General features: G+C 34.7%; 14 protein-coding genes, 14 tRNA genes and 2 rRNA genes. All 30 read right to left on the bottom strand.

Going from position 1 to position 10,246, the window contains the following annotated elements; all coding sequences use genetic code 11:
* Window positions 1-103: 103 nt before the first annotated feature.
* Window positions 104-376 carry a hypothetical protein gene (locus NC797_RS17905; RefSeq protein ID WP_272438163.1) on the bottom strand — a complete coding sequence of 91 codons (273 nt, stop codon included), beginning with the start codon at window positions 374-376 and terminating at the stop codon, window positions 104-106.
* Between the two features lie 41 nt (window positions 377-417).
* Entirely contained in the window at window positions 418-633 is a 216-nt protein-coding gene (locus NC797_RS17900; protein ID WP_071579385.1) for a hypothetical protein, read from the bottom strand.
* A 46-nt stretch (window positions 634-679) separates the two neighbouring features.
* Window positions 680-1,267, bottom strand: a complete 588-nt coding sequence (locus tag NC797_RS17895) for a hypothetical protein (protein WP_272438162.1) — start codon at window positions 1,265-1,267, stop codon at window positions 680-682.
* 122 nt (window positions 1,268-1,389) lie between these two features.
* Window positions 1,390-1,872, bottom strand: a complete 483-nt coding sequence (locus tag NC797_RS17890) for an HNH endonuclease (protein WP_272438161.1) — start codon at window positions 1,870-1,872, stop codon at window positions 1,390-1,392.
* 295 nt (window positions 1,873-2,167) lie between these two features.
* Entirely contained in the window at window positions 2,168-2,326 is a 159-nt protein-coding gene (locus tag NC797_RS17885; protein ID WP_272438160.1) for a hypothetical protein, read from the bottom strand.
* A 12-nt stretch (window positions 2,327-2,338) separates the two neighbouring features.
* Window positions 2,339-2,848 carry a hypothetical protein gene (locus NC797_RS17880; protein WP_272438159.1) on the bottom strand — a complete coding sequence of 170 codons (510 nt, stop codon included), beginning with the start codon at window positions 2,846-2,848 and terminating at the stop codon, window positions 2,339-2,341.
* Window positions 2,849-3,157: 309 nt separating this feature from the next.
* The gene (locus tag NC797_RS17875; protein ID WP_040037833.1) at window positions 3,158-3,463 is read right to left on the bottom strand and encodes a hypothetical protein; all 306 of its coding nucleotides are present in this window, start codon (window positions 3,461-3,463) and stop codon (window positions 3,158-3,160) included.
* 1 nt (window position 3,464) lies between these two features.
* The gene (locus NC797_RS17870) at window positions 3,465-3,755 is read right to left on the bottom strand and encodes a hypothetical protein (RefSeq protein WP_272438158.1); all 291 of its coding nucleotides are present in this window, start codon (window positions 3,753-3,755) and stop codon (window positions 3,465-3,467) included.
* Window positions 3,756-3,798: 43 nt separating this feature from the next.
* Complete coding sequence (locus NC797_RS17865; protein WP_272438156.1) at window positions 3,799-4,035, bottom strand: hypothetical protein; 237 nt, start codon at window positions 4,033-4,035, stop codon at window positions 3,799-3,801.
* Window positions 4,036-4,041: 6 nt separating this feature from the next.
* Entirely contained in the window at window positions 4,042-4,644 is a 603-nt protein-coding gene (locus tag NC797_RS17860) for an HNH endonuclease (RefSeq protein ID WP_052717232.1), read from the bottom strand.
* Window positions 4,628-5,527 (bottom strand): hypothetical protein, encoded by a 900-nt coding sequence (locus NC797_RS17855; RefSeq protein WP_272438155.1) that lies wholly within the window; start codon window positions 5,525-5,527, stop codon window positions 4,628-4,630. Before NC797_RS17855 ends, NC797_RS17860 begins: the two co-directional genes overlap by 17 nt.
* A gap of 6 nt (window positions 5,528-5,533) precedes the next feature.
* Window positions 5,534-5,692: a hypothetical protein gene (locus tag NC797_RS17850; protein WP_156994631.1), complete on the bottom strand. Its 159-nt coding sequence runs from the start codon at window positions 5,690-5,692 to the stop codon at window positions 5,534-5,536.
* A 318-nt stretch (window positions 5,693-6,010) separates the two neighbouring features.
* Window positions 6,011-6,343 (bottom strand): hypothetical protein, encoded by a 333-nt coding sequence (locus NC797_RS17845; RefSeq protein ID WP_272438154.1) that lies wholly within the window; start codon window positions 6,341-6,343, stop codon window positions 6,011-6,013.
* 1,155 nt (window positions 6,344-7,498) lie between these two features.
* A complete protein-coding gene (locus tag NC797_RS17840; protein WP_272438153.1) occupies window positions 7,499-8,017 on the bottom strand; it encodes an HNH endonuclease in 519 nt (172 codons plus the stop codon).
* A 249-nt stretch (window positions 8,018-8,266) separates the two neighbouring features.
* Window positions 8,267-8,348 (bottom strand) — tRNA-Leu (locus tag NC797_RS17835).
* Window positions 8,349-8,360: 12 nt separating this feature from the next.
* Window positions 8,361-8,434, bottom strand: a tRNA-Cys gene (locus NC797_RS17830).
* A gap of 5 nt (window positions 8,435-8,439) precedes the next feature.
* A tRNA-Gly gene (locus tag NC797_RS17825) sits at window positions 8,440-8,514 on the bottom strand.
* Between the two features lie 6 nt (window positions 8,515-8,520).
* Window positions 8,521-8,595 (bottom strand) — tRNA-Gln (locus NC797_RS17820).
* Window positions 8,596-8,602: 7 nt separating this feature from the next.
* Window positions 8,603-8,678, bottom strand: a tRNA-His gene (locus NC797_RS17815).
* Window positions 8,679-8,689: 11 nt separating this feature from the next.
* A tRNA-Trp gene (locus NC797_RS17810) sits at window positions 8,690-8,763 on the bottom strand.
* Between the two features lie 22 nt (window positions 8,764-8,785).
* Window positions 8,786-8,871: transfer RNA gene (locus NC797_RS17805), tRNA-Tyr, on the bottom strand.
* A 6-nt stretch (window positions 8,872-8,877) separates the two neighbouring features.
* A tRNA-Phe gene (locus NC797_RS17800) sits at window positions 8,878-8,953 on the bottom strand.
* Window positions 8,954-8,989: 36 nt separating this feature from the next.
* Window positions 8,990-9,066 (bottom strand) — tRNA-Asp (locus NC797_RS17795).
* Between the two features lie 195 nt (window positions 9,067-9,261).
* Window positions 9,262-9,338 (bottom strand) — tRNA-Met (locus NC797_RS17790).
* A 16-nt stretch (window positions 9,339-9,354) separates the two neighbouring features.
* Window positions 9,355-9,430: transfer RNA gene (locus NC797_RS17785), tRNA-Val, on the bottom strand.
* A 5-nt stretch (window positions 9,431-9,435) separates the two neighbouring features.
* Window positions 9,436-9,510 (bottom strand) — tRNA-Glu (locus tag NC797_RS17780).
* A gap of 21 nt (window positions 9,511-9,531) precedes the next feature.
* A tRNA-Ser gene (locus tag NC797_RS17775) sits at window positions 9,532-9,623 on the bottom strand.
* Between the two features lies 1 nt (window position 9,624).
* Window positions 9,625-9,699: transfer RNA gene (locus NC797_RS17770), tRNA-Asn, on the bottom strand.
* Between the two features lie 7 nt (window positions 9,700-9,706).
* Window positions 9,707-9,822 (bottom strand): 5S ribosomal RNA (gene rrf / locus NC797_RS17765).
* Between the two features lie 300 nt (window positions 9,823-10,122).
* A 23S ribosomal RNA gene (locus NC797_RS17760) occupies window positions 10,123-10,246 on the bottom strand; the annotation flags it as partial.

Here is a 10,246-nt window from a genome sequence, read left to right as displayed (position 1 = left end):
TACCCTATATATCAAGGGTTAATCATATTATTTTAACAATTTTGTTAGGACTACAAAAATCACAATAACTCTTTAAACCCTTGACAATAAAGGGATTGGAAATTTATGTCACCAAACTCGGGGTATAAAACATAACTTCCGCTTCTTCTGATATGTTTCCATTTACGATTTCAAAAGCAATCGTGTCCAAAACATCATATAAATTAGATGCCAAAATATCTGTATGGTGTTTCTCGTATTCTTTTAGATTATTCATGATTTCAACTGATAGATTTTCCATCTTGTCGTATTGTTCTGGAACATCAAAACATGATTGCCAACCATATTGATTTTTTAATTGTTTCTTTTCAACCATTAAAGATAAAATATGTTTCATTGTGATTTCCTCCCGTTTTTATTGTGAATGGTTGAGCATAATTACCCAACCATATCAGCAAATGTTATTGGATTTTCTAATTGTGCTTCCAATCCTTCATGGAACCCTGGGTCTTCAAATAAATCTTCCATGATTTCGTATTCTCCGCTAATAATGAGGTAATCAATGAATTTAATTAATTCTTTATCCATTGATAGTTTCGTAGCCGCTTCGATTGAATAACCATAATCCAGTAGCAATGAGAATAATTTGTTCATGTTATCGTCCTCCCGTTTTAATAGATTAATATGGAAAAGCGAGCAATTAGCCCGCCTTTTTGATTTCCAATAAAGTATTCTTTGCACGTTTGATATCTTCTTCTGAAATACCAATTTCAGTTAATGCCTTTTTCAATGATGTTGTATTAACCGCCATTTTCTTTTCACCCGTTGCCCAAACTTTAGCGCCACGTTTGATTAATTTTAGGCAGTTGTTTTTGTCAGCGAAAAAGTGGAGGCTGACAGAATATCCATTGTAAGTAAATGAAACAATTTTGATTTCGCCATGTTTTTTATGAACATCATCTTCCACAGTTACATTATCGAATGGGAAAGGTTCCATTTCAGCTTCAGCTTCATTTTGTTCTTCGTTGTTAGTTTCGTCAGCATTTGATTTTTCGTTTTCAACGTGTTTTACTTCATCATCATTTTTAACTTCGTTAGTATCGTCAGTATTTGTTTCTGGTGATGTTTCTTCGATTTCACGGATAACTTCATAATTTTTACGGATTGAGTCGAGTTTAATAGTTTTTCCAGTAGTTTCATTGATTGCAAAGCCTTCTGCTTCGTTTACAGTGATAATAATTTCCTTTTTGTTTTTCGCAGTTTTTGAAACAACAATTAGTTTTTTCATTTTAAATCATCTCCCATTTAATTAATTTATTATCAGGTAATATTTTATAGTCATATCTTAACAAAATGGCAGCCATTCTCAAGGTTATATTTGGAATTTTCTGCCAATATAAAAGCTCATGTTTATTTAACATGAGCCCAACTCCTACCAATTTTAATAAGAGTAATTCTTTGACGTTTTACATTATACATTTTAGCAATATCCGTTTGTTTCATTTTACCTTCAGCTAATAATCGTTTTATTTCTCTAACGTCTTTTTCGTTTAATTTTGAACGACCATTCTTAGAACCTCTTATTTTTCGATTATCTCTCAATCCATTTTTGTGAGCGTGTTTTGTGTTTTGTCCTTTGGTAATAGTTTCAAGGTTGGAAATTCTATTATCAGTTTTAATTCCGTTTTTGTGATTAACGGTTTTATTTAAAATATTCAAACCACCAGCTACAGCTATGATTTCGTGGACACAAAATTGTTTACTTTTCATATTAATTAAATAATACCCATTATTATTTTTTGTTGGTTTCCTATTCTTAATAATTCCATTTTCAACATCAATATCTAATAGGTGCATATGTTTCTTTAAATGTTCCAATCGTTCAGCATTCATTTGAACTTCCCCCTTCATTTGTTATATACAAAAAATTGAAGGGAATTTAAGAATGCTCATTTTTATTACTTCATATGTAGATTAAACATTCATTTTGTTACATCTTATAAATCAATCATTATCAAGAATGTTGTTCCTATGCGATTTCTAATAGGTAATGTATCAATTTTCATGTTTTGTTACATTTGAAAACTAAAAAAGAAGCGGCTGTTATTGCCACTTCCTTTGTTTGAAATATCATTATTATTGGGCCCTAAGCAATAATAACTTTACTTTTTAACCATCATGGGCATGATTAAAAAGCATTTCCCTTTTCGATTTTATCCTTCGGCAATGGTTTTTCCCAAGACCGAGTTCGTGGATTGTATTTTCCACGGTCTAATTGATGTTTTAATTGGAACGAATGATTATGCTTTAATGTTTTCATTTTTTGAAGCGTTTGGTAGTTATTCATGTTATCCCCACCTTAATACATATTTTTTGTAGTATCATTTTCGTCTTTATGGTTTGGATCCCAATCTAAGAAATTAACTTCCCCATTATTGAATTTTTGTTCTGCTCGTTCCCCGTGAACATCTGTAAAATCACGTCCTGCTACAAAGTCTTCATCTTCCTCTTTTTCAACAACTTCTGGAAGTCCAAGGCGGTCATCTAATGATTGATAGATTTGTGTTTCTTCGTTGGATTTTTCAATGTTGTCTTTTCGTGGTTCGAAAAGGTCATCAAATACCCCACCTTCATTTGATTGTTTTTGTGATTTTACGATTGATTGAGATTGATTTAATCCGTGAGCCTTTTCAACTTGTGCAATTCTTTGTTCCAATGGTTTAATAGCATCTTCCAATACCTTTTGTAGTTGCTTAATATCCATTTGAAATTCCTCCTTTGATTTAGTCATAAAAAATTTCCGTTTGTTAGCTGGTCGGTCAACATATGATATAAAATCAATGTCCGCATTTTTCAGCTGTCTTGGCAATTTATTCACCTCCTTTTGAGGTTTTTAATTCTGCCAATTCCTTTTCAATTTTTTCTAATCGTTCAAAATATGGTTTTAATGTTTTCGCTAAAATATCAGCGAGCATATCTTTTTGGGTCATTTTTCATTCTCCTTCCGCTTTTTGTTTTTTCGTTTCCGTTTAGGCTTTAGCATTTGTTTCCGTGTTTTTCGTGGCATTGAAATACTACCTCCTAAATGATTGCATGATTTATATTTAACACCCGTAAAGGTGATATTTTAATAGATTTAGGTTCTTATCCCCTCTTGGAACATACAATTTTGGCTGACTTACCATTCATCAAAAGGGTCTAATAACGGTTTAACTGTAAGATTGATGTTGTTTTGTCGTGCTAAATAACGTGCTTCATGTAAATTGGGTGCTTTTTCAATGATTTCCTTATATTTTTCAAAGCCTTTAAATGCAGTTACCAATCCTAATTCAGCATTGATCTCATCTTCAAATGATTGAGTATTTACATTCCATTCAGATGGAGAATAAGCAAATACTGATACATTAATTGGATTTTCTTCAATGGTTGCACGTTCAATCCGTTTCAGTTTTCGTTCAAAGGTGAGCAATGATTTCAAACTCATGTTATAACCCCCTTTCTTTCAGGTATTCCTCAATTTCCATAAGCTTTTTCTCATATTCGTAGATTTTCTTATCCATTTCCATTTGTTCATGGAATTTTTGCATATCATCATCATCTCGGAATGCTTTTAGGAATACATCACAAGCATAAATAATAGATTTTGCTTTTGATATATTTGTTAGTCTGCCAGTCATTAATCCATTGATTACCCGAGCTAATGCCTTTTTTACATCATCACGAGTTTTAAAAATAATATCTTTGTCGTAATTGAAATCTTCTTTTTTAGCTGGCATTTTATATCGACCCCCTTTCATTTATTCTTTGAGTTGCCAATAACTAAACGAGTTTTTTGCATGATTTTTGGGTACTTTTTCTTGTGGTCTTTCTCATGTTTGTTTGTTCTTGTTTTAGTCCTTCATGGATTGTATTTAGTTTTTTAGCACGTTCTTCCGCTTCATGTAATGAATTATAATATCCATGATGTTGGCGGTATCTTACTTGGTCTATTTGATAGACTCGGTAGATTTCCCATTTATTATTGTGGTAGTTCATTTTAATTTTGTAATTCGGCAATTTTAATCACCGCCCGTTTTTTAATTTTTCGGGTTGGTAACGTGCAATTAGCTCTTTTATTTGTTGGTTTGTAGGTGGTTCATAGTCGGAATATGGGTGTAGTAGCTTTTTAACGGTTCTAACAAATTCGACTGCTTCGTAGATGTCTTTGTAATATTGTTGAATGAATAATTTACCTTTACGAACTCTTGCTCGCCAACTTTTCGTATTTTTATACCAAGTAACTCCCCAAATTCCTGTACTTTCATTGTTTGATTGGGCACTTCTTCGATTTTGTTGGTTTTCAGCATTTGTAACTAATCGTAAATTATCGTCTTGATTATTTAATGGGTTGCCATCAATATGGTCTACGAATTTATTTTTAGGTGCATTTGTTAAAAAACGATGCAATAATTCTCGTTTACGAGTTCCTCGAATATATCCACCAACATATCCTCTATCTACAATAAATATTGATGGATAACGAGTAATAACTCGAGGTAATTGATGAGCACTGATAGTGGTTTCAAGTTTCTCTCCGCTTCTTTTCACGATTTCAATTACTGCTACGTTTCCTTCAATTCGATATTTATTCCTAAACCGTAAATCATGGTTAAACCAACTCATCATTTGATTTCCACCTCGCTTTCCGTTGTTTTTCAACAGATGATAAATATTTCAATACTTGTTCATGTTCTGGAGAATATGCTTCAATGATTTTTAAAATTGGTAAATCAAGTTTTGATATTTCTTCTTCCGCTTCTTTTTCAGTTTTATATGCACCTAAAAGGTATGGTTTGAGTTCCCCGTTTTTCATTCGTGATGTAAGTACAATATAATTACCAATTTCTGTTGGGAGTTTAGGTTGTGGTTTTTTGTTTGGTTGCCATTGTAAATTTTTTAAGCGTAAATTCATTTCATTTCCGTCTGAACAAATAATTCTGCCCGTTTTGTTTCGGTTATTATTTGAGTTATACAGAACGGACTTTATTTCCACGTTTCTTCCACTGTTTTTATTTGGGTTGTAGTATCCTATAACAGTTTTTTCATTTTTTATCCCAAACCGCTTAAATGGTTTTAATGTTTCTAATTGGTCAGTATCAACCACGAACTCAAAATTTTTGTATTTTTGAGAATTTGGGTTGCTCACTTTGATTAGTGCATAATCCCCTTTTATTTTGATTTCATGATTATATTGATCTTTGTTTCTATCAATGTTGTATTCCACTAAGTTGTTTTTTCGATAGTTAAATTTGTTTCCATCTCTATGAGCAATGTTGTCTGATTTCCCAATAATGAAAGATTTTAAATTTTCCAGTTTTCTGTTTGGAAATACCCCATACAAAGTCGGTTTCGATTGATTGGTATTTGCTAATTGAAGGTATTTATATCCACGATTTAATACTTTATCCACGTCTTCATTGTCCACCATGATTTCAATTACAGTTCCTTTTTTTGTTGTGGAAGTGATAATTGAATAATCATCATATTTAGCGGTTAATTCTAATGGCATACATCATCACCCATTTATCATTTTTTCAAATTGACGTTTCTCTTCAACTTCCCGCTTCGCTTCATTGTCCAGAGCCTCCGCTAATTTTTTCATGGAGAAATTTACTTGTGCTTTCCAATATGAAACTGGGTTCCGCTCCTTTTTGGATAATTTTTGTTGTTTCATTTCGATATTTCCTCCCGTTCATGAAGTATCAATAAATGGTATCAATACCGTTTGGTCTTATGGATTATATCAACCTGCCATACCAAGACAAGTGTCTATTCCGATTAATTACATATGATGTAAATCTAATATTGATTTCGTTACATCATAAACAAATTGAAAAATAAAAAATCGTGATAAGTGTTGAGCCTATCACGTTTCTAATAGATTTCATTATGTATCAATTCTTTTGTTTTGTTACATGAAAAAGGTTTTAAGTAGCTTTAGCTATAACTAAAAATCAAAAAAAAAATAGCACCCGTTTTAATGGGTGCTTAATTATTCGTTTTTTATCAAATATTGAATAGCATATTTTAAATCTTTATCCAATTTGAATGACATATTATATCTTTGATTTGGGTGGAACCATATAGGCTTTATTTGTTCATCATGTTTTTTATGTTTATCATTATTTTTAAAATACATAATAAAATGTGGCATTAGTTCGTATGCTTTGTCTTGGTCAATTCCTCTTTCTCTGAACCAATATGGTAAATTCCTAAAAATCACTCTTTTGTCGCTATCACGTTCAATAGGTTTTCTCATCAATTTATTATGGTGTTCTAAAAATGACTCCGCCACGTCTTTCCATGAAATTCGGTTTTCATACATTTCCAATCCTCCTAAATATTTTTCATTGTTTATATACAAAATGATTGATAATATTTAAGGCTGTTTTAATTTTGCAGTATTTTAATTCCTATCGTTTCTAAATGATTTCATAATGTTTTATTCATGAAGTTAATTAATCATTGATAGCCAACAAAGCTATTTATTTTAAAATTGAATTTAATTATGTATCATTTTGTTAAATCAAATTTATTTAATAAGCATTTAGTTTAACAAGCATCTATCGTGAAAAGCGAGTTATGGTGGAAGAACATAATACACCTACCTACCAGAAAATCATGGAGAATTTCGTGATGTTAATTTTCAAATATTGCGATTTTCTGGTAAGTAGGTAAGTGTATCGTGAAAAGCTGAGAATGATGGTTTTCACACCTTGTTTTACACCGGACTTTCGTCCACGCCAACTTTTTACACTTACGAGCTTCCCAAAGTGCGGAATATATTTGGCGCTACCGTTCCCGTAAGAACAAAGCTCTTCCGCCTGACCGGTTATGGGCGTCAACCCCTAACAACTGCAACGGTAAACAAGGAAATCCGTATATTTGCAGTCTGCTGATTTTATTGCAACGGCTCAGCTCACCTACCAAGGTTATTTTTACAACGTATTGTTAGGCATTCCACGTTGGACAAATAAAAACGCCTTTCAACCCGTGCATTTTCACCTTACCACGAGATAAAAGACGTTTTTATAACCAACAGGAATATCCTTAAAATCTGTTGAGTAATTTTGGACATGATTATATAATAACCATGTAAACGCCGCATTGTGGACTTGGTGGAAATGCGGTTGAAACTCCGTTTCGTTATCAGTTGGCGCTGATAACATATGAAACGGGGTTTTTTATTTGTCATTATTCAATTATGTACCATTCATTTTTCTCAAGTATTATATAAGAACCATGATGGAACTCAACTGATAATATCTTCTTTTTTGTTTTTATGAATAATAAAAATGATTTCATTCGTTACTATCGTTAAGCATTTCAACGTAGCACGTTTTAAATTAATTTCGTGATGAAATACTATCAAACAAATTTAATTGCAATAGAACGTAAATACTCGTCATTGGTTATATACAAAATTCATCTGATTTTTTAATTGAACAAAAAAAAGATCATTGTGTTTAATACAATGACCTCAATCCGTACTGAACGGAAATAATTCCTTTCGTTTTTGTTTTGCGACTTCAGCCGCTTCGTTTATTTCATCATAATAACCGAAATAATTCCTTTTTCCATTTTGTCTAATCATGACATACCATTTATTTTCTTTTTTACTCCAATACACGTTTCTAATTCCAGATGATTTATTATTCTTATTTCCGCCTTTTCGATTTTGTTGGTTTTCTGCAACCGTTGAAATTCGGAGGTTTTCTTTGCGGTTGTCTAAAGTATTATGATTGATGTGGTCTGTTTCCATTCCTTTTGGTGTATTCATAATAAATCTATGAACTTTTATTTGTTTTCCACCTTTTATATAACCTACTGCATAAACTTTTTTATCCTTTTTTACATGAACAAAAATTGATTTAAAATTTTCTATCAATCGTGGTAAATCTTCTTTGTCCACTAAAATTTCAAAATATTTTCCTTTTTGGTTAATATATTCAATGATTGCAACATCATTTTCTATTCGATAATTGTTTTTAAATTTCATTGAACTCCCTCCATAAAACTTCGTTTATTATACTATACAAAGTTCAATAAATTTTTTAAGCAAAATTTGCGGGGAGTTTACGACTTTTAGAATATACCTTAAAATATTATAAGGTAATAAACGAAAAAATAAATCACGCTTGATTACTTGCTAAAAATATCGAAGAATTGAAAGTCATTAAACATGAAAAAAGCCTTTCACCATTCGGTGAAAAGCTTGTTAGCTCAACAATTTTTGTTGATAATTCAATGCCGGCGGTCGGGGTCGAACCGACACTCCAGAAGGAACACGATTTTGAGTCGTGCGCGTCTGCCAATTCCGCCACACCGGCATAATAAGGAAATGGAGGCGGTAACCGGATTTGAACCGGTGATAAAGGTTTTGCAGACCTCTGCCTTACCACTTGGCTATACCGCCCTATTTGGAGCGGAAGACGGGATTCGAACCCGCGACCCCCACCTTGGCAAGGTGATGTTCTACCACTGAACTACTTCCGCATATAATGGCTGGGCCAGCTGGATTCGAACCAGCGCATGACGGTACCAAAAACCGTTGCCTTACCGCTTGGCTATGGCCCAATTTAAATGGGGCGACCGGTGGGGATTGAACCCACGTATGCCGGAACCACAATCCGGTGCGTTAACCACTTCGCCACGACCGCCAAAATAAAAATGGCAGGGGTAGTAGGAATCGAACCCACATCGGAGGTTTTGGAGACCTCTGTTCTACCGTTAAACTATACCCCTACTATATAAAATATAAAAAAAATGGTGGAGGGAGCAGGACTCGAACCTGCGAACCCGATGGGAGCGGATTTACAGTCCGCCGCGTTTGGCCAACTTCGCTATCCCTCCAAAAGATGGTGGCTCGGGACGGAATCGAACCGCCGACACACGGATTTTCAGTCCGTTGCTCTACCGACTGAGCTACCGAGCCAATTTAGGATATAAATTAAATATAAGTTATGTAGAGTGGCGGTCCGGACGGGACTCGAACCCGCGACCTCCTGCGTGACAGGCAGGCATTCTAACCAACTGAACTACCGGACCATTTAAATGAAGTATATTATAATTTGCATTAATTTTTCAATGAAATAGTGAAAATAGTTTGTTATATTAAGGGTACCATCAATTCTTACTTTCATAATTTCTATGCAACGTTGTTAGTGAATTGAATTGGTTGCACTAATGCACTACTATTTTTCACTTGCGTGATGTTTATTCGACGTTGTTAGTGAAAGTAATTGGTTGCGGGGGCAGGATTCGAACCTGCGACCTTCGGGTTATGAGCCCGACGAGCTACCAGACTGCTCCACCCCGCGATAATATAAAAAATAATGGTGGAGGATGCAGGGCTCGAACCTGCGACCCCTTGCTTGTAAGGCAAGTGCTCTCCCAGCTGAGCTAATCCTCCTTATTTGGTGACCCGTACGGGATTCGAACCCGTGTTACCGCCGTGAAAGGGCGGTGTCTTAACCACTTGACCAACGGGCCATTATAGATAATATGTATTAGTGGCGGAGAGCGAGGGATTCGAACCCTCGAGACCACGGTAGTAGTCTACACGATTTCCAATCGTGCTCCTTCGGCCACTCGGACAGCTCTCCATGGCTCCACCGGTAGGATTCGAACCTACGACCGATCGGTTAACAGCCGATTGCTCTACCACTGAGCTACGGTGGAACGAAGTGCCTGGCGGAGTCCTACTCTCGCAGGGGCAATGCCCCAACTACCATCGGCGCTGGAGAACTTAACTTCTGTGTTCGGCATGGGAACAGGTGTGACCTCTCCGCTATTTCCACCAGACCAAGTGAGATCCAAGTGTTTATAGTGACATCAAATATTATATCTATTTATTTAGAAAAATTAAGAGATTAAAGTCTTCAATTCGCTTCAAAACTAAGGCTCACATAATAAGATCGATATTGCCGCAGGACACGGGTCAGATCGACGTTGTCACAGGACGTGACGTTCTTAGTCGATCTTCCTTCATGATCAATCTTCCTTGCTTTGTGCACCTTCAAAACTAGATAAGAATTCATACAAGATCATCAACCAACGTTGTTCAGTCTAGCTTCATGGGCAAGCCCATTGTGCTTCTTTCATATAGTTAAGTCCTCGATCGATTAGTATTCGTCAGCTACACGTGTCACCACGCTTCCACCTCGAACCTATCAACCTCATCGTCTCTGAGGGATCTTACTCATTTAAAATGATGGGAAGTCTCATC

The sequence above is a fragment of the Terrihalobacillus insolitus genome (genome assembly GCF_028416575.1).
Classification (GTDB): Bacteria; Bacillota; Bacilli; order Bacillales; family Amphibacillaceae; genus Terrihalobacillus; species Terrihalobacillus insolitus.
The sequence above is the reverse complement of the archived record's forward strand: the minus strand, read 5'-3'. Positions and strand labels throughout refer to the sequence as shown.

Excerpts from the sequence above, each read along its gene's own strand:
- NC797_RS17870 (WP_272438158.1), bottom strand. The coding sequence starts at position 3,755 with ATGCCAGCTAAAAAAGAAGATTTCAATTACGACAAAGATATTATTTTT.
- NC797_RS17890 (WP_272438161.1), bottom strand. The coding sequence starts at position 1,872 with ATGAATGCTGAACGATTGGAACATTTAAAGAAACATATGCACCTATTA.
- NC797_RS17885 (WP_272438160.1), bottom strand. The coding sequence starts at position 2,326 with ATGAATAACTACCAAACGCTTCAAAAAATGAAAACATTAAAGCATAAT.
- NC797_RS17900 (WP_071579385.1), bottom strand. The coding sequence starts at position 633 with ATGAACAAATTATTCTCATTGCTACTGGATTATGGTTATTCAATCGAA.
- NC797_RS17840 (WP_272438153.1), bottom strand. The coding sequence starts at position 8,017 with ATGAAATTTAAAAACAATTATCGAATAGAAAATGATGTTGCAATCATT.
- NC797_RS17905 (WP_272438163.1), bottom strand. The coding sequence starts at position 376 with ATGAAACATATTTTATCTTTAATGGTTGAAAAGAAACAATTAAAAAAT.
- NC797_RS17860 (WP_052717232.1), bottom strand. The coding sequence starts at position 4,644 with ATGATGAGTTGGTTTAACCATGATTTACGGTTTAGGAATAAATATCGA.
- NC797_RS17895 (WP_272438162.1), bottom strand. The coding sequence starts at position 1,267 with ATGAAAAAACTAATTGTTGTTTCAAAAACTGCGAAAAACAAAAAGGAA.
- NC797_RS17855 (WP_272438155.1), bottom strand. The coding sequence starts at position 5,527 with ATGCCATTAGAATTAACCGCTAAATATGATGATTATTCAATTATCACT.
- NC797_RS17850 (WP_156994631.1), bottom strand. The coding sequence starts at position 5,692 with ATGAAACAACAAAAATTATCCAAAAAGGAGCGGAACCCAGTTTCATAT.
- NC797_RS17875 (WP_040037833.1), bottom strand. The coding sequence starts at position 3,463 with ATGAGTTTGAAATCATTGCTCACCTTTGAACGAAAACTGAAACGGATT.
- NC797_RS17845 (WP_272438154.1), bottom strand. The coding sequence starts at position 6,343 with ATGTATGAAAACCGAATTTCATGGAAAGACGTGGCGGAGTCATTTTTA.